At 63.9% G+C, this 26,958-nt stretch carries 21 protein-coding genes and 3 pseudogenes; 13 read left to right on the forward strand and 11 right to left on the reverse strand.

Annotated features, from left to right (window positions below):
- Positions 1 to 36: 36 nt before the first annotated feature.
- The 3 genes from DK389_RS14965 to DK389_RS14975 all read left to right on the forward strand — a co-directional run bounded on the left by DK389_RS14965 (position 37) and on the right by DK389_RS14975 (position 954).
- The gene (locus DK389_RS14965) at positions 37 to 246 is read left to right on the forward strand and encodes a cold-shock protein (protein WP_109890709.1); all 210 of its coding nucleotides are present in this window, start codon (positions 37 to 39) and stop codon (positions 244 to 246) included.
- A 101-nt stretch (positions 247 to 347) separates the two neighbouring features.
- Positions 348 to 566 (forward strand): DUF6481 family protein, encoded by a 219-nt coding sequence (locus tag DK389_RS35630; protein ID WP_418292035.1) that lies wholly within the window; start codon positions 348 to 350, stop codon positions 564 to 566.
- Positions 567 to 753: 187 nt separating this feature from the next.
- On the forward strand, positions 754 to 954 hold the full coding sequence (locus DK389_RS14975) for a hypothetical protein (RefSeq protein ID WP_109890711.1): 201 nt from the start codon (positions 754 to 756) through the stop codon (positions 952 to 954).
- 472 nt (positions 955 to 1,426) lie between these two features.
- Here the strand turns inward: DK389_RS14975 and DK389_RS32405 are convergent, their stop codons facing one another.
- The gene (locus tag DK389_RS32405) at positions 1,427 to 1,798 is read right to left on the reverse strand and encodes a hypothetical protein (protein ID WP_162560659.1); all 372 of its coding nucleotides are present in this window, start codon (positions 1,796 to 1,798) and stop codon (positions 1,427 to 1,429) included.
- A 741-nt stretch (positions 1,799 to 2,539) separates the two neighbouring features.
- On the opposite strand from DK389_RS32405, the gene DK389_RS32410 reads away from it, so the two are divergent.
- The 4 genes and pseudogenes from DK389_RS32410 (at position 2,540) to DK389_RS14990 (ending at position 6,063) form a co-directional block, all read left to right on the forward strand.
- Positions 2,540 to 2,722: a hypothetical protein gene (locus DK389_RS32410; RefSeq protein ID WP_162560660.1), complete on the forward strand. Its 183-nt coding sequence runs from the start codon at positions 2,540 to 2,542 to the stop codon at positions 2,720 to 2,722.
- A 656-nt stretch (positions 2,723 to 3,378) separates the two neighbouring features.
- Positions 3,379 to 3,726, forward strand: a complete 348-nt coding sequence (locus DK389_RS35635; RefSeq protein ID WP_418292036.1) for a 4-fold beta flower protein — start codon at positions 3,379 to 3,381, stop codon at positions 3,724 to 3,726.
- A gap of 293 nt (positions 3,727 to 4,019) precedes the next feature.
- A pseudogene (locus tag DK389_RS14985) lies at positions 4,020 to 4,601 on the forward strand (transglutaminase-like domain-containing protein); the annotation flags it as partial.
- Positions 4,602 to 4,854: 253 nt separating this feature from the next.
- Positions 4,855 to 6,063, forward strand: a complete 1,209-nt coding sequence (locus DK389_RS14990) for an IS256 family transposase (protein WP_109896011.1) — start codon at positions 4,855 to 4,857, stop codon at positions 6,061 to 6,063.
- Positions 6,064 to 6,523: 460 nt separating this feature from the next.
- Here DK389_RS14990 and DK389_RS14995 read toward each other — a convergent pair whose 3' ends face one another.
- Positions 6,524 to 7,231 carry a Crp/Fnr family transcriptional regulator gene (locus DK389_RS14995; RefSeq protein WP_236960890.1) on the reverse strand — a complete coding sequence of 236 codons (708 nt, stop codon included), beginning with the start codon at positions 7,229 to 7,231 and terminating at the stop codon, positions 6,524 to 6,526.
- A gap of 2,165 nt (positions 7,232 to 9,396) precedes the next feature.
- Complete coding sequence (locus tag DK389_RS15005) at positions 9,397 to 9,675, reverse strand: DUF6522 family protein (protein ID WP_109890717.1); 279 nt, start codon at positions 9,673 to 9,675, stop codon at positions 9,397 to 9,399.
- Between the two features lie 804 nt (positions 9,676 to 10,479).
- Here DK389_RS15005 and DK389_RS15010 point away from each other — a divergent pair.
- The 3 genes and pseudogenes from DK389_RS15010 (at position 10,480) to DK389_RS15020 (ending at position 14,817) form a co-directional block, all read left to right on the forward strand.
- Positions 10,480 to 11,262, forward strand: a pseudogene (locus DK389_RS15010) (IS5 family transposase).
- Positions 11,263 to 12,099: 837 nt separating this feature from the next.
- A complete protein-coding gene (locus DK389_RS15015) occupies positions 12,100 to 13,113 on the forward strand; it encodes an IS110 family RNA-guided transposase (protein ID WP_109890719.1) in 1,014 nt (337 codons plus the stop codon).
- Positions 13,114 to 13,443: 330 nt separating this feature from the next.
- Positions 13,444 to 14,817 (forward strand): transposase, encoded by a 1,374-nt coding sequence (locus DK389_RS15020; RefSeq protein WP_109887551.1) that lies wholly within the window; start codon positions 13,444 to 13,446, stop codon positions 14,815 to 14,817.
- A 115-nt stretch (positions 14,818 to 14,932) separates the two neighbouring features.
- Here the strand turns inward: DK389_RS15020 and DK389_RS15025 are convergent, their stop codons facing one another.
- On the reverse strand, positions 14,933 to 16,939 hold the full coding sequence (locus tag DK389_RS15025) for a PAS domain S-box protein (protein ID WP_109890721.1): 2,007 nt from the start codon (positions 16,937 to 16,939) through the stop codon (positions 14,933 to 14,935).
- 1 nt (position 16,940) lies between these two features.
- On the reverse strand, positions 16,941 to 17,738 hold the full coding sequence (locus DK389_RS15030; RefSeq protein ID WP_210206765.1) for an alpha/beta fold hydrolase: 798 nt from the start codon (positions 17,736 to 17,738) through the stop codon (positions 16,941 to 16,943).
- A gap of 307 nt (positions 17,739 to 18,045) precedes the next feature.
- Between DK389_RS15030 and DK389_RS15035 the strand changes: the two genes are divergently transcribed.
- Positions 18,046 to 18,255 carry a cold-shock protein gene (locus tag DK389_RS15035; RefSeq protein ID WP_109890725.1) on the forward strand — a complete coding sequence of 70 codons (210 nt, stop codon included), beginning with the start codon at positions 18,046 to 18,048 and terminating at the stop codon, positions 18,253 to 18,255.
- A gap of 748 nt (positions 18,256 to 19,003) precedes the next feature.
- Here the strand turns inward: DK389_RS15035 and DK389_RS15040 are convergent.
- From DK389_RS15040 to DK389_RS15055, 3 genes and pseudogenes are all read right to left on the reverse strand, one after another.
- Positions 19,004 to 19,438, reverse strand: coding sequence for a DUF1810 domain-containing protein (locus tag DK389_RS15040; protein WP_109890727.1), 435 nt, complete (start codon positions 19,436 to 19,438; stop codon positions 19,004 to 19,006).
- A gap of 596 nt (positions 19,439 to 20,034) precedes the next feature.
- A pseudogene (locus tag DK389_RS15045) lies at positions 20,035 to 20,502 on the reverse strand (response regulator); the annotation flags it as partial.
- A 1,282-nt stretch (positions 20,503 to 21,784) separates the two neighbouring features.
- The gene (locus DK389_RS15055) at positions 21,785 to 22,876 is read right to left on the reverse strand and encodes a site-specific integrase (RefSeq protein ID WP_109896410.1); all 1,092 of its coding nucleotides are present in this window, start codon (positions 22,874 to 22,876) and stop codon (positions 21,785 to 21,787) included.
- A 121-nt stretch (positions 22,877 to 22,997) separates the two neighbouring features.
- Between DK389_RS15055 and dusA the strand changes: the two genes are divergently transcribed.
- On the forward strand, positions 22,998 to 24,011 hold the full coding sequence (gene dusA, locus DK389_RS15060) for a tRNA dihydrouridine(20/20a) synthase DusA (protein WP_109890729.1): 1,014 nt from the start codon (positions 22,998 to 23,000) through the stop codon (positions 24,009 to 24,011).
- A gap of 6 nt (positions 24,012 to 24,017) precedes the next feature.
- Here dusA and DK389_RS15065 read toward each other — a convergent pair whose 3' ends face one another.
- From DK389_RS15065 to cobS, 3 genes are read right to left on the reverse strand one after another with little or no spacing between them, the layout of a single operon-like run.
- Positions 24,018 to 24,707: a retropepsin-like aspartic protease family protein gene (locus DK389_RS15065; RefSeq protein ID WP_109890731.1), complete on the reverse strand. Its 690-nt coding sequence runs from the start codon at positions 24,705 to 24,707 to the stop codon at positions 24,018 to 24,020.
- Positions 24,708 to 24,746: 39 nt separating this feature from the next.
- Complete coding sequence (locus tag DK389_RS15070) at positions 24,747 to 24,959, reverse strand: DUF1289 domain-containing protein (protein WP_109896412.1); 213 nt, start codon at positions 24,957 to 24,959, stop codon at positions 24,747 to 24,749.
- 51 nt (positions 24,960 to 25,010) lie between these two features.
- A complete protein-coding gene (cobS, locus tag DK389_RS15075; protein ID WP_109890733.1) occupies positions 25,011 to 25,841 on the reverse strand; it encodes an adenosylcobinamide-GDP ribazoletransferase in 831 nt (276 codons plus the stop codon).
- A 94-nt stretch (positions 25,842 to 25,935) separates the two neighbouring features.
- Between cobS and cobT the strand changes: the two genes are divergently transcribed.
- Positions 25,936 to 26,958: a nicotinate-nucleotide--dimethylbenzimidazole phosphoribosyltransferase gene (gene cobT, locus DK389_RS15080; RefSeq protein ID WP_109890735.1), complete on the forward strand. Its 1,023-nt coding sequence runs from the start codon at positions 25,936 to 25,938 to the stop codon at positions 26,956 to 26,958.

Below are 26,958 nucleotides of genomic sequence, written 5' to 3' on the forward strand. Positions count from 1 at the left end.
TCATGCCTTATTGCCTACCGAGATACGGAAATACCTATGAGCATCGGCACTGTGAAGTGGTTCAACGGAGCCAAGGGTTTTGGCTTCATCCAACCTGAGGACGGCAGCAAGGACGTGTTCGTCCACATCTCGGCCGTCGAGCGCGCCGGCATGCAGACCCTCGATGAAGGCCAGAAGGTCTCCTACGAGATGGAAACGGACCGCCGCACCGGCAAGCAATCAGCTGGAAGCCTGCAAGCCGCATGAGGTCTCCTCATCTCTGATCATTATGGAAGCCGCTCCCCCTGGAGCGGCTTTTCTTTTTTCCTAGGCATCCAAGCCAACCCGTGCTGCGCAGGAGGTTTCCCGTGGGCCAATTCAAAGCCAACCAACTCGTTGACCGCCTTGAGGCCGTGGCGAAGGCGCGGCAGATGACGCTAGCCCGGTTCCGGGCACGCCCCGCAGCAGATGACCCACTTGTTCTCGCACAGAAAACTGCACGGCGAGCTGTCATCCAGGCACGAGAAGCTCGAATTAACGAGCGGGGGATGGCCCGTCTTGCAGCCGAGGCTCAGCACGAGGCTTAGGCCCTTGCCGCGCGGGAGCGTGCGGCGGCCAAAGCTGTCCATCAGGCCGCCGAGAAGACGGAGCATCAAGCCACGCTCGCTGCCGAGCAGAAGGCAGCGCGCGACGCACGCTTTGCTGCCCGTAAGGCCAGAGCGCGGCGTTAGGACGGCCACGTTCCGCAGAATGGCCAAGTCAGGAGGATTGCAGATGTCTCACAAGTTCAAGATCGGTCAGCAGGTGCGGCAGGCCCGGCAGCACGGCTCCGCCGATCGCGGGGGTGCTGTCAGCAGCATTTACGAGATCGTTCGGCTCATGCCGGAGGAGCGTTCGGGCGAGCCAGCGTACCGCGTGAAATCGGCCCTAGGCGAGCGCGCCGTGCTAGAGGGCGAACTCACCCTCGCCCCCTGAAAAGAGGGAACACCTCAGTCCGCACGCTTCCCGCGACGCCACACTGGCAGCGATCGAGAGGCACACTCGTGGTGTTTGCCATCGCGATCCTGGCCGGGGTGGAAATCAGCGCCACGAGCGCCCTGTACTCGCCCGCATCTCAGCGAAGAGGCCACGCGTCAGAGACTTGAACGACATGCAGAAGGAAATGATCGCCGCATGCGAGGTCCGTTCCGCGCGTCACCGCCTTCAGTCGAGGTCCACGAACGCTGCGACGGATCTTCACCCGGAGTCAGGACCAGCAGGCACTCGCAGAGGAGGCGATGGCTGATATTGGATGCTCGGCCGAATCGGGACGGACCAACAATACGCAGAATCACAATTTGGGACAGGCCGTCGGGCGCGAGGTGAGTGCTAAGACCGTGGCGTTGTAATAATGCAGTTTAACGTCTATGGCTGGGCGGCAAAAGGACCACGCTAGATCAACAATTGATCAGTCCGTCGGCCGCATCGATTTTCTATAGACTGTGTGTAACAAGCCGTCGGCCTGTTTCTCTATCTGGCCAATATCCGCGTCGGTGAGGCTACCTGTGCAATTTGCACTAAAAAAGGCCTTATCGGCAAGCTCTGATGCCTCCGCCATGAATTTGATAATCATCAACCGCCAAGCACACCCTAAGACGCGATCTCTCTGAACCGCGTCGTCGCACCCGTTGGTCAAGCACGACGACACGTTGCGTTGCGCCTCATGCTCTCCGGCAAAGGCTTTTGGAAATGATGCATTGAATTCACTACGTGTTGCTTGACAGACATGATCTTCTTGCTCGCAGGTTCGCGTGTGGTTATCTGCCGATTGTGCAGACACTACACTTGATCCGAGTAGAAGAAAAATCGAAACTGCCACAGATCTTTTCATGGTTCGACCCCTACTAAAACCCGCAAAGTCCACCGTTGCGAGAGCCGCTCGCTGCGGAGCGGCGCGTCATCGAATCCAGTATTGCTAACAACGATCTTGTCCTCGCGGGCCGATCTGGGATCAGCTCGCATTGTACGGGAATTGACGCGATCGAGGACCAAAACGCTGTTTGCATGCGAGGCAGGGAAGGCCTCACTCTTGCTCCCGATGCTGAGCGCAGGATGCCACAACGCGCGCCTAGGAAATTAAACGAAATCCGGAATCGCGCAAGCTGGAAATCGAATAATATTTTGGAACCGACCGACTTTCCGTGAATTATTTGTAATCGAGATGTAGATTTTTTGCTTCGAGAATTTGCCGAGTGGCTTAGCAGAGCCATGATTATGTTAGGAGTGTATGCATGGAATGCTCCACGCGTTTCGGGCGGGGAACTGCAATGCTCTCGATTGTGCGGGGTAAGTGCGAGCTTAATCTGATGGTTGTATCTGATACTGTGCTAGAACGCATGCATTCGGAAACATGCAGGCCAACGGATCTCGCTAAAATAGTTTTGGATCTCAGAGATATTAATTTTATCCTAGACGAGATCGCGGCAAAGAATTTTGCTTGCATTGGATATGAGAAGGGGCGCGCTCGAGCATCTCCGCTAGTGTCAAGCAGTGACGGTCTCATGATGCAGGGCTGTGTCCGATGAGCATGGATCGACTTACCAAGGCGCGACAGAGCGGAAAGTCCGATTTGGATTTGAAACTACATGCGGATCAAGTTGCTCGTCAGCAGGCAGAGCAAGACGAAGCCATTCAGCAACTCGACGATAAAATTTCCTATCTCAAAGCTCTACGCCAAGCCCGAGACGCTGAGAAAAGAGCCTGAGTGCATTGCTTCACAAGCTATCGGTAGACGGCCTGTCTCTCAGCTCTGCAGATTTTAGGTCTACCGTCCGAAGAGGAGTCAGTCCTGAGCAACCTAACCCAATACGTGCCGCTTAGCCGCGAGCCTCTTGCGGACCGGCGGAAGCGCTGGACACAGGAGCGCGCGGAGGCTTGGGCTGCGCACAACGCGGGTCTCCTGGCTCGCGACGAGAAGACGGCTCGTCTTAGAACGTTGCGGCTCGCAAAGTTGGCGGCTGATGTAGAAGCTACTGTTCGTGCGGCATCCGAGGCAGCGCCAAAGTTCAAGCGGAGACAAAGTGGCGGCCAGACGAGAGCATTAGTCACACTCGACGCAAATCACGAGTTTAAAACGAAGAAGCTCTTAGATATTTGATTCTGCCGAAACCTGTGGCAAATTCGGCATCTCAGACAATTGCTTTCAGAGCCAGACAAAGCTCGACGTTTTATAGGCACTCTGGAGGCGGGCAGCGGTAAGAATGCCGGTCGGTCTAGGACCACCATTCGCAGCGGCGATTCGAGGCGGTATGCCATTTTGGATCACGTTGGGTTCATCGTTAGCGAGACTATGCTGCCTGAGAGGCAGTAACCGTCTCGCCTGTACCTTCGCTGCAAACCTCGCGCGGAACCGAGGCAGCTATGATCGACCTTTACGACGACCAGGGCAGAGCTACTGCCTTTTGCGATGGGCGGACCATCTATCTCTGGGAAGGCCGCGCTGTCGCCTATCTTCTTGACGACAAGGTATTTGCATTCTCCGGCCGCTTCGTAGGTTGGCTCACAGACGGCTGGATTATCGACGATGAGGGCCATTGCCTCCTGTTCGAATCCGATGCCATTCGCGGCCCTGGAAAACCGTCGCGCAGGGGCGGGCCTTATAAATCTAGCCCCCAAACCCCGCCACCCCGGTGCTTACGCCAAGCAGTTCCTGCGCGTCCTGCGGGGTCTGCAGAATGGTCCGACTCAAAATTCGCCGAGTTGGCGTGAAACCTATTTACATTTCTCGATTACTTGAAACTCTCTGATTGGGCTATCCAGAGGGCATCCGACACGAACTCGCGCACCGGCAGAGGGCTAGCGGGATACCGCCGAATTTACCGTCAGCCGTTCTACAGAAAGTCCGCTTCACGCGAGTTGAGGCCACGGTTGAAGTGACGCAGAGGCAATGGGAGGCTTGCCCATGCCCTGGCGGAACAGTTCTGCCTCCGTTTACTTTATCATTGTGCGGTGCAACACGTCCGCAGGAGACAGCCGATGATCGGCTTGGCCGAGCTGGAACTGCCGGCGTGATCTCCTACCCCTTCCGCTACTCCAATGACGAGTGGACCGACCTCGGCGGTCTGACGGTTCAGCAATATCCGGACGATGGCCATCTGCTGGCCTGGGCGAAGGGCTAGGTCGCGGGCTTCGGAACCGACACCCTCGCACTCCTCCAGGACCTGAACACCGGCGTCGCAGCGAGCATCGCCTACAGGGCACGGGAGAACGAGGGAACGCAGCCGCCGGGTCGGACCCTCTCTCTCGGTGAGGGTTCTTGCCGGGATCTGGCGACCCTGTTCGTCGAGGCGGCTCGTAGTCTGGGCTTCGGCGCTCGCGTTGTCTCGGGCTACCTGCATGATCCAACGCGAACCCTGGTGGGCTCGGCGGGTTCAGGCTCGACCCACGCCTGGGGCGAGGTCTACCTGCCCGGGGCGGGCTGGATCACCTTCGATCCCACGAACCGCAGCATGGGCGGCGCGAACCTGGTCCCGGTCGCCGTCGCCCGCAACCTCCCACAGGCCATGCCGGTTGTAGGGAGCTTCCACGGATCTGCCCACGCCCTGCAGGAGATGACGGTCGAGGTCAGCGTCACCGCGCAATGAGGTGGGCAAAGCTCGTTTCCTCCCGTGGCCCCGGCACAGATGCGATGAAGAGAAGCCAGGGAACAGCACGACCAAACGACGCCTGTTGCGGCTCTCGGGAACAGTCAACATTCAAGGCGCCAGCGCCGGGCCGCGGGTAGCGTCCACGGACGAGGTGTAATTTCCGGGACCGTTTCGGTGGGGATTGGGGTGGCCATCGGGGCCGGCGGCTAAGGTGGAGTTTGCGGACTTCAACCTGAGCCGGGAGCACCCGATGACCGACGACAGAGTGGCACTGATCGAGGCGCTGCAGAAGGCTGACGACGGCAACTTCCTGCGCTCGTTGGCCGAGACGGTCCTGCAGATCCTGATGGAGGCCGACGTGGAGGGCCTGATCGGCGCGGGCCGCTACGAGCGCACAGGCGAACGCAGCACCTACCGCAACGGCTATCGCGAGCGCAGCCTCGACACACGGCTCGGCTCACTCAACCTCAAGATCCCCAAGCTGCGGACCGGCAGCTACTTCCCCGGCTTCCTGGAGCCGCGCCGCACGGTCGAGAAGGCGCTGGTCGCCGTGATCCAGGAGGCGTGGATCGCCGGCGTCTCGACCCGGCGCGTGGACGACTTGGTGCAGGCCATGGGTCTGTCGGGCATCTCCAAGTCCTCCGTGTCGAAGCTGTGCAAGGAGATCGACGAGCGCGTGAACGCCTTCCTGACGCGCCCTCTCTCGGGTGCGTGGCCCTATCTCTGGCTCGATGCCACCTACCTGAAGGTGCGCGAGGGCGGTCGCATCGTCTCGGTGGCCGCCATAGTCGCCGTCGCGGTGGACACCGAAGGCCGGCGCGAGATCGTCGGCCTGCACATCGGCCCCAGTGAGGCCGAGGTGTTCTGGACAGACTTTCTGCGGAGCTTGGTCAAGCGCGGGCTCTCGGGCGTGCAGCTCGTCATCTCGGATGCCCACGAGGGGCTCAAGGCGGCCATCCGCCGGGTGCTGAAGGCGACCTGGCAACGCTGCCGCGTTCACTGGACCCGGAACGCGCTGGCCTACGTGCCGCGGACCCAGCAGACCATGGTGGCTGCCGGCCTGCGCCACGCCTTCCAGCAGCCCGATCAGGACGCCGCCCGGGCCGCCCTTCAGCACCTGGGCGAGCAACTGCACAACCGCTGGCCGAAGCTGAAGGTCTTCATCGAGGCCACGTGCGAGGACGTGCTGGCCTACCTGACTTTCCCGCTCCAGCATCGGGCCAAGCTTCACAGCACGAACCCGCTGGAACGCCTCAACAAGGAGATCAAGCGGCGCGCCGATGTGGTCGGCATCTTCCCCAACACGGACTCGATCCAACGCCTGATCGGTGCGGTGCTTCTGGAGGCCAACGACGAGTGGCAGCTTCAGCACCGCTATATGCAGATCGAGGGCATGGCCGGGTTTGCTCCGGCGTTGATCGAGGAGAGCGTCACGACACTTCCACCACAGGCTGCCTGACCGATGGCGGCTCCAATTCCACCCCGAAAGTCCACCTCATTGACGGACGTAACCCGGCCGCGCTTACGCGCCCCCTGTCGCTGCGGCCAGTTACACCGCTCCCACAAATGCGCCCGTCAGGATCCTCCGGGGCGCTCGTGGAGAGGTCACTAACTTTTGGCATTGCCTGGTCTGTCTACAGGGCAGAGGATCGTGGGGCACCCCGGTCGACCCACTCGGGACGGCAGGCACCGGTCGCGCTCAACGCATCCCCAGAAGCGACGTGGTCGGTGTCCCCAAGCTTCCTCTGAACCGCGCGCAGCCCGGCCTCTGCAGCCGTTGTTTGCATCTCTAGGAGCAGCCTTTGGATCTCCTTGAACTCCTCGCTCTGTCTGCAGCTGCAGCGGGCTCGCTGTTCAGCATCGGCATGCTGGTGGTGCTGCTCTGAGGCAGGCTTCCAACTCAGAGCAGCCTGCCATCCTCAAGCCTGCCTGGCTCGGCGGAGGAGATGCAGGTAGTTGGGATTGAAGTGAGCGAAGGCTTGTAGACGGGCAACATCCGGCACCGTGAGCATGCCCTTGGCCAGAACAATCAAGCCAACGGTGCGCAGCTGCTGCAGGGTGCGGTTCATGTGAACGGGCGAGATCCCCAGCGCGTCGGCCAGTTCGTTCTGCGTCAGCGGAAGATAACAGCTGTTTGATGCTGCGAGCCCGACCGCTTGGAGCCGCACCAGCAGCTCGCAGAAGAGGTGAGCTGTCTGAGCTTCTGAGGAGCGCTGGCCCATGCCGGTGAGCCATTCGCGCAGGACGCCCTCATCGACCAAGGTCGCCCACCACAAGGCTCGGGTGATGCGGGGATGGTTCAGGGCTAGTTCCGCAATGGTCTCGCTTGAGATCGCTACGGTTGTGCATGGGGTCAGCGTGCAGATGCTGTGATCCATGAAGCCGAGGATGGCGACATGCAGATCGCAGAAGTCGCCTGGGACCAGAAAGGCCAGGATCTGACGCTTGCCGTCTGGCAGAACCTTGTAGCGACAGGCCAGCCCACTCATGACAAGATGGACCACCTCCGGACGCTCGCCTTCCTGGATGAGGTCCTGCCGCGCCTCGACCTCGCGTGTGCGAGCGGACAGAGTTTCCAGCGTACGCTTGTCCGCCTCGGAGAGGTCGGCGCCGCGTTCGAGCTTCATGACCAGCGGGTTTGACGGCGGCTGAAGGTGTGGTGAGTGCCAGGTAGCCTCGATCATTCTTCAGCTAGATAGCCAAACGATCGGGGGTCAAACCGCGGGTCGGGCTCCCATCGGAACCGGCAGAACCTCAGCTGCGCCTCTCTTCCGAGGCTGAAAGTACGACGCGCCTCATGGAGGTCGCGCGGTGCGCCCGACGTCGAACCAGACACTCTCCAGCACCCTGGACCGCCAGTCAGCCTGAGCTGGGGCCAGCTGGACGACGTGAATGATGGCCTCATCCAATGCATCCAGCCCCCGGCCTCGTAGATGTCCTCACCGAGCCGGTGCAACTCTGCCCAGTGGTCCACGTCGACCGACGTGATGAAGAGGCAGCTGAAGTCGGGACCCAGTTGCGTTCTCCCGGGCTCCCGCCATGTAGTGAGCATTCCGCCGTCGCTCACAGCACTAAAAACGGAGCCTGTTGCTTCGCTTTCCACGATGGTCTTCAGCATCGCGTCGGTTGCATCTTCGGCCCAGGCTACCCGATCGTGCTGCAAGGCTGCATGTTCCAAGTCGCCCGCCATGTCCGATCCTTATGTACGTAGATGGACGAACTCTTCATCCTCGCGCGGGCGCGTTGCTGCGTGGAGCCCGCGTGCAGCGCAGCAGGCCGCGAAGGCGCGCTCGCGTGCCTCGTGTGCTGAGCGCAGCCGGCTGCTTGGCTCACCACGCCCGCTTGGTTTGTCATGATGGAAGAACGGGTTGCCACCATAGTGCCCTCGAACTTCGCGGGCCCAAGCCTCGTCGGCAGCGGCAAATTGCTCATCGAGCTGCGCAAGATGGTCTATGTGCGTCAAAGTCGGGCTCCTTCCGGAGCGATCCGCCGCCAGAGACGCTCCCAGAACATCACCATTCCAATGGAGAGGTGGCCGGACCTGCTAATGGTGGTAGGGCGCGGTTCCATGTTTGCAGCCCCTGAGATTGGGCTCATTTATCATGCTTGGGCGCTATGTTCGAGCAAAGCTGCAAGTGAGGCATGCAGATCCCATCCTACCATCGTAAATCCATCCCTATAACAAAATACATTGCCCCAATACCAGCAAGCATGGTCGCGACTAAAACCTGATTGAGACGGTCATCAATCCAAGACTTCGCATGAACAGCAGACATATACATCACCGCGCATTTGAGGGCGTCCGAGAGGTATGCGGGAAAACTGAAAGAAATTATGTGCGCTTCGGTAGAACCGAACGCAAGCGAGGGAAATCCTTCCTCAGCTTGATGTAGGGCGATCCATAAAGAATTTCAACCGCAATTCAAAATAATAATTCACAAGCATCATTTGTTATTATTCTCGATCCGGCTCTCTCTATATTGCAGCGGAGCGCGACAATCTGGCTAAGCCGCCATTGATATTTAGCAGCACATAGATCGACGACACAATAGAGTTGCCCGGTACTAGCGCTTGAAAGGGTGCGATGCTCAGTGCCGCACGACAATGCTGCTTCCCACATGGGCTTTGGGCGACGTGAGCGACACGATCTGCTGGTACTCCGAAGGCTCGGAGGACCAAAGCGCGAGGCCACACGGCTAAGGTAAACACGATAAAATAAAAGGATTCAGCAGGAACGATCTGGCAGCTCTTGCCCTTACTTTAGTCATGCGCAGGTAACATGTTATGAGATATCTACTCATGTCGTTCGCGTTCTTCGGAATTTTGACTGCTTCTGCACTGGCTCAAGCGCCGACCGGAGGGGGGTCGAGTGCCGCGCAATCGCCGAACATGGCTCCGAGACACGAGACCATTCCTGATCGTATCAGGGCGAGTGAGTCCGGTTCTTCGGGGACTATGAACGTGCGCAGCCACCTGGCTGACCCGCCAGAAGTTAAAGCTCCGGACCCTACACTTCACCTCCGGTGGCGGGACGATACTCGGCGGCCTGCGCAGTAAAGCCACGGCTCGGCCCGAGCGGGAGCCCTCCGATCATCCAGAAAAGACAGGCGACCGAGTGCCCGCAACGTGCGCTCCCACGACGGAAGGAGCGTCGAGAAATTGAGAGCAACTCAGCCTACGGGACGTTGATGTCGGTATTCACGGTTCACTGAGGTGTGCCGTCAGTCTTTCCGCCGATGTGGAGTGCTGCGATTGCGAGCCCCAGTCGCTCAATCTTTGAAAGGAGCATCCGTCAGCGCAAAGTTCTGTCCGGCAACCATGGTGCTTCGGGGAACATGATCTCCTCCACGAGGAACCCCGCGCGGTCGAATGTGCCCTGCCATGCCGATCTGCCTGCTCGAATGGTGATCCTGGATCGACCCGCGTTCTCGCCGCTTCCCGCCTCCAGAAATCCTTTGAGAAGGCCAAGCTTGATCTGATGCTGGAGATAGCCGGCTGAGGTGCCAAACCTGCCGCCAAGTTCGTCGAAGTCGACGATCCAATCGCCATGCTCATCTAACTCAAAGTGCATAGGAAGGACCTCTCTCAGCTCAGCGGCAAAAGCAGCGATGGAGCCTCCTTCATCGATTTAATTAGTATTTTTTGTAATACCAGCACTTTATCATAGAAATATTTCCCGAACTGCTACTGTCACGCTATTCCATGTGAGCGCCAGCTGGATGGTCGCACGTGATCAACGATGGTTTTAAGCCCTAGCATCACAAGTACGCGCCGCTCGGGTGTACCTCAAGCGCCTGGGCACGGCGGCCGTTACCCAGCTCCGTCTGTAGCTCAGGTTGACGGCTATTCAGCGTCTTCCATTTTGTCTGAGCCACAGGAGTGGGCTGCCCGAGCAAGCTCCTGGGTAATGCAACGCGCCGTTCAGGAGGCGAAGCGTCGCATTGCCCGGCAACCACAAGGATCTCCTGGAGCGTGTGTGACGGCGGCAAGCTCGCCTCGTCAGGCGGCCGCAAGCTTCAACGTTGGCACCACCACGGCCATCCGCTGGACGGCCGCCGTTTAAGCAATCGGCGCGGTCACCACCGAGCTGCAGCAAACTGGAGCAAGTGACATGAGCACAGGCCAGAGTTCGACCTGGCGGAGGTCGCACTTGGTGCGCTGAGATACAGCTGGGCAGGCTGGGCGCTCGCCCGCCGTTTGCTAAACATCAAGGGTTCGGATCAGCGCGCGTTGGGCCCGCGCGAGCCTGAGGGTCTTTTGGATTTCCAGCAGACCCTGCTCGGCGGCGGTGCGGGCCTCCTCTCGGCTACGGCCTGTGATCGCTTGAACCACCTGATGTGGTGAGCGTTTCGCCTCTCCTGAGCGCGGAGGAGCGATGCTGTCGGACGCACAATGGGCCGAGTTGGAGCCGCTGGTGTGTGGAAGGGTTGGAAGCCTGCCGGCCGAAGGGCAAGACGCCACCACAGGATCTGCGCCGCACCGTCTCGGCCATCCTCTGGCGCTATCAGAACGGCGCCAAGTGGCGCGCCGTGCCAGCCGAACTCGGACCCTGGTGGCGGGCCGCTCAGGTCTTCATCCGGTGGGCACGTGCCGGCGTTTGGGAGCGGCTCCTCAGCCTTGTGCAAGAGCGCGGGGTGCAACTCGGCATGGTGTTCCTCGACGGCACCAGCGTGCGCGCGCACCAGAAGGCGGCTGGGGCTGCGCGAAGGGGGGATCTCAAGCTGAGCGGAGCAAGCGTGAGGCGCTTGGCCGCTCTCGTGGCCTCTCAGGGACCAAGGCTTGCGTGATCGCTGATGGCGCTGGTCGCGCCATCGCGTTCCGGATCGCGCCTGGGCAAGCACATGAACTGCCTCAGGCCATCCCGCTGCTCGAGCAGCTGCCGGGCGTGCCCAAGTGGGTGGTGGCCGACCGGGGCTACACCAGCCATCGCTTCCGCGCGCACATCTGGGGCATGGGTGCACGGCCTGCGATCCCGCCGCAGCGGCACGAGGCGCCTGTCGCCTGTCCGGATTGGATCTACACCAACCGCAACCGGGTCGAGCGTCTCTGGGCGCGGTTAAAGGAATGGCGCGCCGTCGCCACCCGCTACGAGAAGACCGCCACCAGCTTCGCCGGTGTCCTCTGCCTTGCCGCCGCACTCGACTGGCTCAAGTCATAACAGGCCGTAGCGAGCGTAGCAATAAGACCGATCTGGCGGTCCCAGCGCTGCTCAGCCTCAACCACATGCCGGATTGCAGCTGCAAGTGGGGTTTCGCTCATGGGAATCTCCGTGATGCCCAGAGGCGCTGATGGTGCTCACGCATAGAGCTAAGTGCGCTCAAAGCTGACGAGAGATGTGTCGGCCGCAGCAATATCGTGCTCGCTCGCTCTCAGGTAAGCGATCATTGCTCGCTGCAGGTCGCATCGTCGCGCGCCTTCGGCGAGACACGAGGTGTTGAGAGAGATCATCGGTGGGCTGCCAGTCCATGACCCAGACTCCTGGGCACAGCCTCGGCCCTATACGTTAGCACAGGTAAGCGTCTGCCTCCTAATCCGGCTGCCGAGCCCGTGGCCGGGGCTGCGCATGCCCACGTAGCTCCGCCCTATGTCAGTCCCAGCCTTCCTCCTCCGGGACGGTGTCGCTGAAGGGCACCGTGAGCATGGGCAGTGGGCTCTCTTCCGCGATCTCGAACGAGCACACCATCCAGTCGCGGTGCGTAAGCTGACCGGCTCCTCATCCTATGGCATTCCATTTCTCCCAGTCGGCGAATGGCCGCTTTAGGGTTGCCGACCGAATCGGCTGAATGGCAGCAATGGGCGGATTGTGTTGAAAAACCCCGCGGCGCGGTCGAAGTTCTCTATATCTGGTATTCGTCGCCCGATAAAACCACGGGTGTTGTAGGTTGATGTCCTCGAAAGAGTGGCAAACGGAGTTTTTCAACATCGGGTAATGGACGGCAGCTCTTCCGCGGAAGGCCGATAGGATCGGCTCCGCTGCCGGAAGAGGAGGCTGATCATGGAGTATTTCGCTGGCTTGGATGTCTCGATGGAGGAGACGCACGTCTGCGTGGTCGACCGCGACGGAGTAGTCATCCATCAGGCGAAGGTGGCGTCTACGCCCGCCGACATCGCGCAGGAACTCGCGAAGGCAGCCGCCTGCCGCCGGGTGGTGTTCGAGACCGGCCGGATGGCTCCGATGCTGTTCCACGGCTTGGTCGAGCACGATGTGCCGGTCGTCTGCGTCGAGGGCCGGCAGGCTTACCAAGCCCTGAAGTCGCTCACGACCCTTAAGACCGACCGCAACGATGCGCGCGGTCTCGCTCACCTGGCACGAACCGGCTTCTTCAAGCCGGTGCACGTGAAGTCGCTGCCGGCACACGCCGTGAGGTCCTTGATCATCGCGCGCAAGAAGCTGGTCGGCCAGCGGGTCACGCTGGAGAATCAGATCCGCGGCCTTGCCGTCGTGTTCGGAGTGCGGCTGCCGCGGGCGCTCAGCCCTGCCTTCATCGAGCAGGCACTGCGTTCGAGCGAGGGGATCGATGGGCTGTCCGCTGCCATGCGCGGCCTGATCGGTGCGCGAGCCGCCGTGCTGGCGGCCGTCGCCGCCATCGACGCAGATATCAAGAAGATCGTCCGGATGTCGGAGGCCTGCCGTCGCTTGATGACGATCCCGGGCGTCGGTCAACTCACCGCACTCGCCTTCGCAGCAGCCGTCGATGACCCTGAGCGCTTCAGGCGTTCCCGCGACGTTGGGCCGTATCTCGGTCTCGTTCCACGACGCTACCAGTCGGGCGAGGTCGACTACACCGGCAGCATCTCGAAGTGCGGCGACCGGCGGGTCAGAACGCTGCTCTACGAAGCCGCCAACGTGATGCTGACGCGCTGCAGGCGGCCTCTGAAGCTGAGGGAGTGGGCTTTGGCCATCGCGAAGCGTTCGACGATGCGCAAGGCTCGCATCGCGCTCGCGCGCCGGCTGGCGATCATCATGCACGCGATGCTGCGCCAGGGCACTGAGTTCAAGCCTGCGTAATGGTCCACGTCGCCGGACAGGAGGCCGAACCGAGCTCCCGAGCGGGAGCGACGCCCGAGGGAGGGAGTGGAAGACGGCGCCGATTTTGTAGCAGGCGGCCTTGCGCCGACTGCGGTTTCAACCGAGCCGCTCTGCACCCAGCTGACCCCATCAAGTGCCGCACGAGCACGTAGAGAACGCAGGCACCCGAAAGCGTCGAACGCTCAGGACCGAGTTGCCGCCCCTTGACCCATTAGAGAACACAATCGGCGGATTGTGTTGAAAAACTCGGGTGTTGCGGCGGTAGTCGTGAGGTGATTCACTTCTGTCGAGAGACGGAGACCGAAGCAGATGATGGGACCTCGGCAAGTCGAGCAGGGTGCCCTGTTCTACGAGTTCTCGCTCGATACACATATCCCAGCCGACCATCTGCTGCGCGCCATCGACCGCTTCGTTGACCTGTCGGGTCTACGCGCGCACCTGCAGCCGTTCTACAGCTCGACGGGCCGGCCCTCGGTCGACCCCGAGTTGATGATCCGCATGCTGCTCATCGGCTACTGCTTCGGCATCCGATCCGAGCGCCGCCTGTGCGACGAGGTCCACCTCAATCTCGCCTATCGCTGGTTCTGCCGGCTCGGGCTCGACGGCCGGGTGCCGGACCATTCGACCTTCTCCAAGAACCGCCATGGCCGCTTCCGCGACAGCGACCTGCTGCGCTGCTTGTTCGAGACCGTGCTCGCCCGCTGCATCGCCGAGGGGCTCGTGGGCGGCGAGGGCTTCGCGGTCGACGCCAGCCTTATCAAGGCTGATGCCAACCGGCAGAAGGGTGTTGAGGGTACGAACGGCCTGCCACCCGAGAGCGTCAGCCGCGCCGCCCGGGAGTACCTGGCTGTGCTCGACGACGCCGCGTTCGGAGCTGCGACGCCGGTCGTGCCTAAGCTCGTTTCCCCCGCCGACCCGGCCGCGCGCTGGACGGGTGCGGACGGTGGGCTGGCCTACTTCGCCTACGCGGCCAACTACCTGATCGACCTCGACCACGCGGTCATCGTGGACGTCGAGCCGACCACCGCGATCCGGCAGGCCGAGGTCACGGCCGCCAAGCGCATGATCGTGCGCTCGCGCGAGCGCTTCGACCTCTACCCGGCCCGGCTCGCCGGTGACAGCGGTTACGGCTCGGCCGCGATGCTGGGCTGGCTCGCCCACGAGCAGGGCATCGAGCCGCACATCCCCGTCTTCGATAAGTCCGAGCGCCGCGACGGCACCTTCAGCCGGTCGGCCTTCACCTACGACCCTGGCGCCGACGCCTACACCTGCCCGGCCGGCAAGCACCTGCGGCAACGCCAGAAGGTCTATCGGTCACCGCCCCCGCTCGTCGACGCAGACGGGATGCTGCGCTACCGCGCGAGCAAGTACGACTGCGAAGCTTGCGCGCTGAAGCCACGATGCTGCCCCAACGCATCCGCCCGCAAGATCCCACGCTCGATCCACGAGGGCGCCCGGCAGATGGCGCGCGACATCTGCGCCTCGGAGGCGGGCCGTACCTCGCGGCGTGAGCGCAAGAAGGTCGAGATGCTGTTTGCCCACCTTAAGCGGATCCTGCGGCTGGATCGGCTTCGGTTGCGGGGGCCAGACGGGGCCCGAGACGAGTTCCACCTCGCGGCCGCCGCCCAGAACCTACGGAAGCTGGCCAAGCTGATCCCGCTGGGGCAGCCGAGCCTAGCCTGACCGGCTGGCGGGAGCCCCCCCGGCCAAGCACCCGGTCAAATCTCAATCCAGGCCAACCGCGAGTTTTTCAACGAAATCGGCGCAAAGCGGCCTCTCGTCGTGGGGTCCTACGGAGTCAGCCAGGAATGAGATTTCTGATGCGGGAGGCAAGCGCGTCGATCGCAAACGGCTTCGTCAGGACCTGCATACCCGGTTCCAGCAGGCCGTTGCCGACTGCTGCGTTCTCGGCATAGCCCGTGATGAACAGGACCTTCAGGCCCGGCCGCGCCAGACGCCCCGCATCCGCCATCTGCCGCCCGTTCATGCCGCCTGGCAAACCCACATCCGTCACCAGCAGGTCGATGCGCACGTTCGATTGCAGCACCCTCAGGCCCGCGCCGCTGTCAGCTGCCTCAATGGCCGTGTAGCCCAGCTCTTCGAGGACGTCCGTCACCAACATCCGCACCGTCGGCTCATCGTCGACGACGAGCACCGTCGCATCCTGCTCCGCGCGAAGCACGGCGGGGTGGGCTAGCAGCGCACCCTCTGCATCCACCGAACCATAGTGGCGGGGCAGATAGAGGCACATCGTCGTGCCCTGACCCACCTCCGAGTAGATCCGCACCTGCCCGCCCGATTGTCGAGCGAAGCCGTAGATCATGCTTAGCCCCAGGCCTGTGCCCTGGCCCGTCGGCTTGGTGGTGAAGAATGGGTCGAAGGCGCGCGCGATCACGTCCGGCGTCATGCCGGTGCCCGTGTCGGTCACGCAAAGCGAGAGGAACTGGCCTGGGGGCAGGTCGTGCTCGTGCGCAGCACGGTCGTCGAGCCACTTGTTGGCGGTCTCGATGGTGATGCGCCCACCCTCTGGCATCGCGTCGCGGGCGTTGATGCAAAGGTTGAGTAACGCGTTTTCAAGCTGCGGCAGATCGATGAAGGCTGGCCACGGCCCGGAGGCTCCGACCACCTCGATGTGTATGCCTGGACCAACGGTGCGCCGGATCATCTCTTCCATGCCCGCCACGAGCCGATTCACGTCGGTGGGCTTCGGATCGAGCGTCTGCCGTCGTGAGAAGGCGAGTAGCCGGTGCGTCAGGGCCGCGGCGCGCTTCGCGGCTCCCTGGGCAGCGTTCATGTAACGATCGAGGTCCGACAGGCGTCCCTGGCTCATGCGCGTCTGCATGAGTTCCAGGCTCCCGGAGATGCCTGCCAGCAGGTTGTTGAAGTCGTGCGCCAACCCGCCCGTGAGCTGACCGACCGCCTCCATCTTCTGCGCTTGCCGCAGTGCATCCTCCGCCTGAGCCAGCACGGCGGCTTGTTCGTGCTCGGCTGTCGTGTGACGTCCGGTTGCGTAGACCTGTCCGTCCTCGAATGCGCCCGTCCAGGCGAACCAGCGGTAGGAACCGTCCGAATGGCGCAAGCGTCCCTCGTACGGCCTGGTGAGGGGAGCCTCGACGATGCCCGCGAACACAGCCTGTGTGGCTGCCAGATCCTCAGGATGGGTGAACACCTCGAAGCGTTGTCCAACAAGCTCGGATGCCTCCCACCCCAGCAGGTCCGCCCAGGCGCCATTCACCGCGCTCAGAACACCGTCCGATCCAGCTATCATGAGGAGGTCTGGCGAGAGGCGCCAAGCACGATCCAGTGCGCGGGAGCGCTCCGCTACGCGGGCTTCCAACATCGCGTTGAAGTCCTGCAAGGCAAGGCTGGCCTGTTCGGCGGTTCGGCGCGCCTCGAGGAGCTCTCGTTCGTACCGCCGGCGATCCGAGGCGTTGAACACCGTCACGCGAATGAACCGGATGCCTCCCGCCCCATCCCGCCGCACCACGGCGTTCGCGAGGACAGGCAATGTCGTGCCATCCGCACAGACAAGGTCGAGCGCGACCTCGTTGAAGAAGCCCTGCATCCGCAGCAGCGGCGCGAAGTGGGTCTCGTAATAGATCTTGCCGGCTATGGTCAGGAAATCGAGGAAGCGGCGCCCGACCAGATGCTCGGCTTCGTAAGCGGTCCAGACTGCGAAGGTTCGATTGACCTTCGCGATGCGCCCATTGGCCAGCGCGGAGATGTACCCGCAGGGCGCATTCTCGAAGAGATCCTCCAGGTCATCGCTGCCGGGAGCCTGGGCAGCGGGACCCACCTCGTTCAACTTATTGCCCTCGAAGGAAAGTCTTGATCGCCGCGATCGTCTGCTCGGGCGCGCTCAGGTTCGGGCAATGTCCTGTGGCGTCAATGAGAGCCATCTCGCTCTCTGGGAGGTTGCGGTGGACGTACTCACCCACGGACTGCGGCGCGATCACGTCTTCTGAGCACTGGACCACGAGACACCGAACCTTCACATCCGCAAGGTCGGCGCGATTGTCCGACAAGAAGGTTGTCCGGGCGAAGCGCTTGGCGATGTCGGGATCCGTGCGACAGAAGCTGTTTGTGAGTTCCTCGCCCAACTCGGGGCGGCCGGGATTGCCCATGATCACCGGCGCCATCGCTTGTGACCAGCCCATGTGGTTGCTGTCGAGGAAATCCAGCAGCTCCTGGATCTGAGCCTCACTGAAGCCGCCCTCGTAATCGGCGTCGTTGATGTACCGGGGGGAGGGGCACACCATGACGAGGCTGTCGAAGAGTTCGGGAGCCTTCTTCGAGGCCAGGACCCCAACCATGGCGCTGACCGAATGGCCGACGAAGATGCCACTCCGCACGTCCAAGAAGCGGCAGAGGTCGACCACGTCGTCGGCGTAGCCATTCAGCGAGGCGTACTTCTCCGGATCGTAGGCTGAGACATTTGAGCCACCAGCCCCGACGTAGTCGAACAGGATCGTGCGGAACCCGTCCTCGAAGGCCGGAGCCACGAACCGCCACATGTTCTGGTCACAACCGAAGCCGTGAGCGAAGACCATCGCTGTAGGCCCAGTCCCCGCCAGTTTGGTGTTGTGTCGCTGGATGACGGACAACGCTGCATTCCCTCGAGCTGCCGCAGCGATATCACCGGGCGCTCGGCAATGCCCAGTCCGCGAACGTTCTTTTCCCAGCTGCCGCCCGAGCCGGATGGATGGCACATTACGGAAGCCGCGGGCTTGCCTTGCGAGGTGCACCTTCGCAACGTAGGACGTGAGCATCGGCACGTGACCGGATCACTTGGACCGTCACGCCCTCGCAGGCCGGTCCTTGTCTCCCGTCGCTCCCCGTCGATCACGCCGCCCGGCAGGCAACCGGCCGCGGCTCCAATCCGATGACCGCCTGCGAGGGACCGAGGATGTCATGAGCACCGGTACCGTGAAGTGGTTCAACGAGACCAAGGGCTACGGCTTCATCCAACCCGATGACGGCGGCAAGGACGTGTTCGTGCACATCTCCGCTGTCGAGCGCGCCGGGATGCGCAGCCTCAACGAGGGGCAGAAAATCTCCTACGAGGTCGAGGCTGACCGACGGAGCGGCAAGGAAAGTGCTGCCAACCTGAAGGCAGTCTGACACTTGCAAGCGAGCGGCCCGCATTTGGGCCGCTCGTCACGTGTCGGTCTTCGAGCTTGTGACCGGCGGGTGCGTCAAGGCTCGGCTATGGCCAAGCGCAATGCGGAGCGGACCACCCACTGCTGGGCCGTACCGGCTCGGGCCTATCTTTCCCACACCCGTCGGCGCAGAGTGCCCGCATCGCCGGATGAGCTAAACCCGGGCTCCGGCGACTGAGGGCTCGACGCCCCCGCCTGTGACCCAACGGGTGGGCAATGGCTAACCTTATCAAATTCCCTGGCCGACCTCACAGAACTGCGTCCGTCTACAAGCTTCATCGGTTCGCCTACGACGGCAATCTGCAAGCCACGGTGCTCGTCCCAGCCTGTAACGAGACCGAGGCGAAGCGTCTGGCTGGCGAACTGACTCAGGGGCTGAGAGCTGAGCTGTGGTCGAGCGGACGGCTGCTGGAAGACTTCGCCGCCCCAGATCACCCAGTCGCAGCTTCAATCCGGCTGGTGGGCGACCCGGCAATCAGCCCGGAACGCGATCCATGACCGACGTCCAATGCCTCCGGCCGTTGCCAAGTCAGCGGCCCCTTGTGAGAGCACTCACCTGGCCGCGCTTGGGAATTGCTGGTGACGATGCTGTACATGGAGGCAATTTTCGGCGTTCCGGGCCTCATCGCTGCACCGATCTTCTACGCCTACCTCAAGAATGAACTCTCCCGGCGAGGCCTGATTTGATGAAGCCACTGGCGCAACGGACCTCACCGGCAGGACGCCTGCAGTTTCTCCAGGGTACGCGGATCCTCTTGCCCGCCGAAGTACCGATCGAGGGCCGTCCGAAAGGGTAATGCGTCTGGCGCAGCGCGCCCGAACAAAGTCATGCTCGAGCGGAACTTCATGTCGTCGGGAGAGCCGAAGATGGCATGCGCCGAGCGCCCTGACACCCGGTTCACAGCCTCTGTGCAGCGCCCCAGGCGAGGTCCGAGCAGAGGGTGCTGCAGGTACGCGCGAGCCTCGTCGAGCGAACCGACAGCGTAACGCTGGGCCATGGCGCTGAACCCGAGACCGGCGATCTGAGGAAAGATGAACCACATCCAATGGCTACGCTTATGCCCCGCCATCAGCTCCCGCAGCGCCTGCTCATAGACACCGCTCTGAGCGTCCACGAACCTTGCAAGGTCAAAAGGATCGGTCATGGCCGGATAACGGGGGAGGGGACATGAAGGTCTCTTCTGCACAAAGCCTGCTGATCTCCGGAGCACCCTGTTTGCCCCGCCGTATGCTGCCAAGCCTGAGCAACGCAGATGCGGCCGCAGAACCGAAGGCGGCAACTCGCGATTCCGTCCAGGCCCTTGAAGCGTCTGCTCTCCGGCGGTTTGAGTTCAATGCCCTCAAACGACCGGATGTGGCCGGAGGCAGCCCGTCCGCTTCGGGGCTTAGATCGTGAGATTGTGTTGAAAAACTCCGTTTGCCCCCCTTTCGAGGACATCAACCTACAACACCTGGGTTCGTATCGAGCGACAAATACTAGCTATAGAGGACTTTGATCGCGCCGCGGAGTTTTTCAACACAATCGTGAGAAAGCGGACGTTCGGTGCGGTTCAGCTGAATGCCTCACATGACCCGATCTGGACCTTGGGTTTGCGCAAATCGAAGGTCCGTCTCCTGACAGCAAGCGGACCTCTTGCACGTAGGCAGCCACAACGCGCCGGCCTCAGGCTCCTATGTGCGCCGTTGCCGCCGGACTCACGCCAGTCGTTGGCGCCCTCGCTGACGGGTCAACGTCCTTCTCCCCCAGCACTAGGCGCAGCGAGCGGGCGAGCTCGTCGCGGCGGTAGGGCTTGTTCAGGACCGGCATCTCGCCGTGGCCGATGACCTGACCTTCGTCGAGGTTCGCCACATAGCCTGACGTGAGCAGGACCTTGACGCCGGGCCGAAGCTTCTGTGCCTCGATCGCCAACTGCGACCCGTTCATGCCGCCTGGCATCACTACGTCAGAGAACAGGATGTCGATGCGCTCTACGCCCCGAAGGTGCTCCAGAGCCTCGGCGGCGTTGCGAGCGACGATGACCCGGTAGCGCAACTCCTCCAGGCTCTCGACAGCCATCCCGAGCACCTGCTCGTCATTCTCGACCAGCAGGACCGTCTCGCCCTCGCCGGCGCGGCGCAGCGGGATCGAACTCGCCGAACCGGCGCCCGTCTCCTCGCCAGCTGGGTCGGTCGAGCGCGGAAAGTACAGGCTGACCGTCGTGCCCTTGCCGCGAGTTGGGGATTACGGCGACGGGGCGCGTCGTGTCCACACGACGGGGATCGGGCCGGTACGCAATGTGGCCTGAGGTCAGGATGCAGCGAGCCAGTTAGCTGAGCATCAATTGTCTGACGGTGGCGCGGGCCCGAACTGGGAAAGACCTGAAATCCTGATGCAGCCGCCGCTCACGGTTGAGGAGTGGACGGCCCGCTACACACCCCAAGATCCGTCTCAGCATCAAGCGGTTGTGCAGGCTAAGGGACGCGCCAGCGGTGGCGCGTCACTCCTTGTGCTGACGCCTGATGCCAAAAGACGAGCGCACCTCCAGGGAAGTGCGCTCAAAGGTGCCAGTCTCGAAGGCGGACCGCCGTCAGCGTCACCCGCCACCTACACCGTGACGGACCATCCAGATTGCGCGCAATTGGACTTTTGGCTGCGTTCGGTTTCCAGCAAAGATCGGGGAGAAACCTTTTCTGCACAGTGAGGTTTTAGACAGTAGGAATTGCCCCGCTTGCCTCGGCTCCAGCTATGATCATTTCTCGTCGCCTCATACGCGGTCGCGGCACTCAGTGGGACGGTCTGCTGGAGGGAGTTGCAGGCGGCTGGGCCGAAGCCTTCCCCCTGCCGGAATTGCCAAAGCCGGTCTCTGAGACCGTTGAACCTCTGATGGTGCAGCCGGTTCAGCAGCCGCAGTCGGAGGCTAAGCCTGCGGAATTGTTCGAAGCCCTATAACCTTGCTTGGTGGTGCCGTGACGCGAGTTGCTGACGTCAAAGTCAATGATAGAGCGAGCCGCACATTTCTGGGCAGGCACGTTGCAGCTGATCTGCATGGTACCCGGCCGATGAACGTACCGTCGTGAAGGCCATTGCTGGATCGCTCTGCGCATCTCAGCTATGAGCTGCTCTTGGCTATAGCGCTGCCCATAGAAGGTGACGGTCGGGCCGTACATGTACGGCACTCCAGCGACAGGGCTGTTGCAGCTTAGACCTCCAAGCTGAGCTGCTGCAACGTCCGCTTCAAAGAAGCTGCCGGAGTCGGCTGAACGGCAGCAACGGGCGGATTGTGTTGAAAAACCCCGCGGCGCGGTCGAAGTTCTCTATATCTGGTATTCGTCGCCCGATGCAACCCCAGGTGTTCTAGGTTGATGTCTTCGAAAGAGTGGCAAACGGAGTTTTTCAACACAATCGGCGCAAAGCGGAAGGTCTGCTGGCGTTCTGGCCGACAGTGGGCTTGGCTCTCAACCAGTTTGTCGCGATCGAGGCCATGAGGTGATGCTGGTAACGTCCCTCTGAATCAATGACTTGGGTGGGCCTCAGGTTGGGCGACAACTTCGAACCACGGCCACTTTGCGTACTTGTCGCCCACCAGTCGGACGTGCGTGTATCGCTGAAGGCTCTGCCAAGAGCGGTGTCCCGATACCAAGGCGGCCAAGGGAACGGTACGCCCCATCTCGAAGAGCCGCGACACACCCTCGTGGCGCAGATCGTGGAAATGCAGATCATCGATGCCGAGCAGCGCGCAGGCACGCGTGAACGCGGCGGAGATCGCGTCTGTGGAGTAGGGGAAGATCCGCGTCTCAACCTGCGGCAAGGCGCGAACGATCGCCAGCGCTTCTGCTGGCAGCTCGCACCAGACGTCGTTGCCGATCTTCTGCCCCGGGTTCTTCATGTCCCGCACGAGGATGCGGCCGCTAGACCCATCGAGATCTAACCAAGTCAGTCGCGTGATCTCCTCCTGCCGACGCGTCGAGAAGATCGCGAATGCGATAACATGCTGCATCGGGAGAGAGCTCGGCCGACGCTTTCGCACGTCCCCAAAGTGGCGCATCAACTGATCTAGCTCCGTGAGCGTCGGACGTCGATCGCGTGCACGTGATTTCGCCGTCAGCCCCAGCCTGCGCGCAACCTTCAGCGCGTCATCCATGACCGTGGAGTTGAGCGGGTAGCCCCATGCGGGCCGGGCGATGGCAAACACCGAGCCAAGGTGGGCGAGATAGTTGCTGACTGTCTGCGGCTGGCGCCCAGCCGAAAGTTCGGAGGCGAAGGCCACCACCTCGGCGCTGGAGATCGCGGAGCAGGACTTGCCCGCGATGTCGTAGCCCTTTATCGCCTTCAGCACCTGCGCCTTCGTGCGCCCGAGCGGTCGACGTGAATCGCCGACATAACGGTCGATCACTTCGGCCAATGTTGGATCCTCGATCTTGGCTGCGGCAAGGGCACCGGGCTGCGCGAGCTCCTTTTGCCGCTTCTCAATCCATGCGCGGGCTGCCGGCCGGCGATCGAATGTCCGTGTCTCCCGGTGGGTGACGCCCGCCTTTTTCACCACCACCTGTGCATGATAACCGGTCGACCCGTCCTTCCGCTTGCGTTCTAGGATCGTACCCATGCTTGCCTCCAGCTGGTACAGCACAAGGGCGAGAGGTACAGCATTGCTGTACTTTCGGCAACGAAATAGGCGGGAATCGGTGAAAACCATCGCGCACGGTGCAGCAGGGATTGACGCGTAAGTGACGGCAAAGGCTGAAAAATTGAACGCTTCCAGCGCTTGGCGCTTTTCCGTCGCTCCGATGATGGATTGGACCGACCGGCATTGCCGCGCCTTCCACCGCGTCCTGTCGCGGCGCGCCCGGCTCTACACCGAGATGGTGACGACGGGCGCCGTGCTCCATGGGCCGCGCGAGCGGCTGCTCGGCTTCTCGGCGGTCGAGCATCCGGTGGCGCTCCAGCTTGGCGGCTCCGACCCGGCCGAGCTCGCAGAGGCCGCGCGGATCGCCGAGGGGTTCGGCTACGACGAGGTCAACCTCAATGTCGGCTGCCCCTCGGACCGGGTGCAGGACGGGCGCTTCGGCGCCTGCCTGATGCGCGAGCCCGGCCTCGTTGGCGAATGCGTCGCCGCCATGAAGGGCGCCGTTTCCGTGCCCGTCACGGTGAAGTGCCGCATCGGCGTCGACGATCAGGACCCGGAAGCCGCCCTCGACGCGCTGGCCGGCATCGTGGTCGCAGCGGGCGTCGACGCGCTCGTCGTCCACGCCCGCAAGGCGTGGCTGCAGGGCCTGTCGCCGAAGGAGAACCGGGACATCCCGCCCCTCGATTACGGCCGCGTCGTGCGCCTGAAGCGGGCCCGGCCCGGGCTGCCGGTCGCGGTCAATGGCGGGATCACCACGGTCGCGGAGGCGCGCGAGCACCTCCGCGACCTCGACGGCGTCATGATGGGGCGGGCCGCCTACAGCGACCCGGCGGAACTCCTCGCGGTCGATCCCGACTTGTTCGGCGAGGCTGCGCCGGTGGCCGACGCCTTCGCGGCGGTCGAGGCGTTCGAGCCCTACGCGGCCGAGGCGCTCGCCGCGGGCACCCGGCTCCACAGCCTGACGCGGCACATGCTCGGCCTGTTCAATGGGCGCCCGGGCGCCCGCGCCTTCCGCCGCCACCTCGCCACCCACGGCATGCGCCCCGAGGCCGGCCTCGCCACCCTGCGGGAGGCCGTTGCAATGGTCTCGCGCGCGGTCCCCGAGGCGGCCTGAGGACGCCTACTTGCCCTTCAGGATCAGCCGGTCGCCGCGCACCTCGTAGGAGGGCAGGCGGTTCAGGAAGCTCTGGCCCAGCAGGTTGCCGGAGAGCGCGCCCGGCCGGCTCACCATCGCCGAGACGCGCCGCTCGAGGATCGGCCCGATCCGGAGGCTGTCGAGGAGGATGGGCGCGGCGAAGGTGACGCCGTTGGCCGTCGCGACGCGGGTGGTGAAGGCGTCCTCGCCCGGGCGGATCCCGAGCGCCGCCGCGTTCTCGGCGGTGAGCACCACCGCGCTGGCCCCCGTGTCGAACAGGAAGCTCTGGGTGCTGCCGTTGACCTCGGCCTTGACCGCGAAGGGCCCGTCCGCCCGCCGCGTGATGGTGACGGTGCCGCCGGGTCCGACCGTGGCGCTGCCGGGGTTGAGCTCGCCCATCACCCGCGCGCCCACCTCCTGCGCGGTGTCGCGATAGGCGTAGACCGCCACGCAGGCGAGGCCGATCAGACCCCAGATCAGCAGGTGGCGCAGGTTCGTGCCCACCCCCTCGCGGAACCGGTGCCGGAAGCCCGCCAGCACGAGGAGGAGGACGGCGATGCCGGAGGCGAGCCCCGCGAGCTGGTCGGGCTCGACCACGCCCCCGATCCGGCCGCCATCCGCCAGGACGAGGACGAGGAGCGCCACGCCGAGGACGACGAGCCCGAGAATCAGCATGAGGGTACCATCATGGACGCGTCACCCCGGGGCGTCGGATCACGGGGAGGCCGGAGCCTCCCGGGGCTTGAGATAGGCATCCCGCAGCCGCGCTTCGAGGCCGGCCATGATGGCAAGGCGCCGCGCCTCGCCGAGCGAGCCCCAGGCGGCGATCTCGTCGCGGGTGCGCCCGCAGCCACGGCAGAGGCCCGTCGCGTCGTCGAGGACGCAGACCTTGGTGCAGGGACTCGACGGCTTCGGGGGCGGGCTCATGCGCTCACCCATGCCCGCAAGGCCGCCGGAGGATCAACCCCGCCCGCCGCCTCACATCGGCACGGCGACGATCAGGCCGAGGAGCGCCGCGATCTCGGCCGCCTGCTGGCAGGCGCCGATCACGTCGCCGGTCTGGCCGCCGATCCGGGCGCGGGCGAGCGCGCTCACCGCGAGGCTCGCGCCGAGAGCCAGGACGAGCATCAGCAGGAGGCCGCCGAAGGGCAGCCCGAAGGGCAGGGCCAGCAGGGTCAGGATCGCGGCGATCCCCGTGGCGATCCCGGCCGTCGCCTTGGTCGGCCGGCCCACCGAGGCCGCCGCGCCGCCGGTCCGGGCGGGCGCCAGCATCACCATCGGGGCGAGCGCCGCCGTGCGCGAGAGGCTTGCTGCGAGCATCAGGGCGATGGCGGCCGCCGCCCCGGTCCGGTCGAGCAGGGTCGCCAGCGCGCCGATCCGCAGCGCCAGCGCGAGGACGAGGGCCGCCCCTCCGTAGGCGCCGATCCGGCTGTCGCGCATGATCTCGAGGCGCCGCTCGGGCGTGGTCCCGCCGCCGAACCCGTCCGCCACGTCGGCGAGCCCGTCCTCGTGCAGCGCCCCCGTGGCCAGGACCAGGGCGGCGACGGCGAGCGTCGCGGCGAGGAACGGCCCGAGGCCGAGGCCGCGCCCCGCCAGCAGCACCAGGGCGGAAGGCAGCGCGAGGACGAGGCCCGCGAGCGGCAGCATCCGCGGCACCGTGCGGAAATCGGGGGGCAGGTGCGGATCGGGCTCGCCGGGCAAGCGCGGCACCGGCAGGCGCGAGAAGAAGCGCAGGCAGGCGGCGAGGTCGTAGAGGAGGTCGAGGCCCGGCATGTCGGCCTCGCCGGTGCGCCTCGGATCGTCGGCCATCGCGCCTCGCCTTCACCCCGCATCCCGCCCCGTTATAGCTCCGGCCGCGGCCGGCCTCGCGCGGGCGGGGCCCGCCCACAGGATTGTTCGTGCCATGACCGAGACCGGCCCCTTCGCGGATATCCGCGGCCTGATCGCCTCCATGCCGGGCCCGGACCGGGAGGCGGCCGCCGCCATCGCCACGCGGGAGGCACGGCTGACGAAGCCGGCCGGCGCCCTCGGTCGCCTGGAGCACCTCGTCGCGTGGCTCGGGTCCTGGCAGGGCAAGGCGAGCCCGACCCTCGACCGGCCCCTCGTCTGCGTCTTCGCCGGCAGCCACGGGGTCACGGCCCGCGGCGTCTCGGCCTATCCCGACGCGGTCAACCGGCAGATGCTCGAGAATTTCGCCGCCGGGGGCGCGGCCATCAACCAGATCTGCGCGGCCTACGGCCTCGGCTTCAAGGTGTTCGACCTCGCGATCGACCTGCCGACCGGCGACATCACGGTCGGGCCAGCCTTCGACGAGAAGGCGTGCGTGGCCACCATGGCCTTCGGCATGGAGGCGGTGGCGGCCGGCACCGATTGCCTCGCGGTCGGCGAGATGGGCATCGGCAACACCACGGTCGCGGCGGCGATCTACGCGGCGCTCTTCGGGGGCGAGGCGCGCCACTGGGTCGGGCGCGGCACCGGCATCGACGACGCCGGCATCGCCCGCAAGGTCGCGGCGGTCGAGGCGGCGCTCGCCCGCCATGCCGGCCACCTCGCCGATCCGCTGGAGGTCCTGTCCCGCGTCGGCGGGCGCGAGATCGCCGCGATGGCGGGCGCGATCCTCGCCGCCCGCCTGCAGCGGGTGCCGGTGGTCCTCGACGGCTACGTCGCCACCGCGGCGGCGGCGATCCTGCACGCGATCGACCCCTCCGCCCTCGACCATTGCCTCGCGGGCCACGTCTCGGCGGAGGGCGCGCACGCCGACGTCCTGGAGCGCCTCGGCCTCGTGCCGCTGCTGGCGCTCGGCATGCGCCTCGGCGAGGGCTCCGGCGCGGCGCTCGGGATGGGCCTCCTCAAGGGCGCGCTCGCCTGCCACCGCGACATGGCGACCTTCGAGCAGGCGGGGGTGTCGGGGCGCTCGGACGGGTAG

The organism is Methylobacterium durans (assembly GCF_003173715.1).
Lineage (GTDB): Bacteria > Pseudomonadota > Alphaproteobacteria > Rhizobiales > Beijerinckiaceae > Methylobacterium > Methylobacterium durans.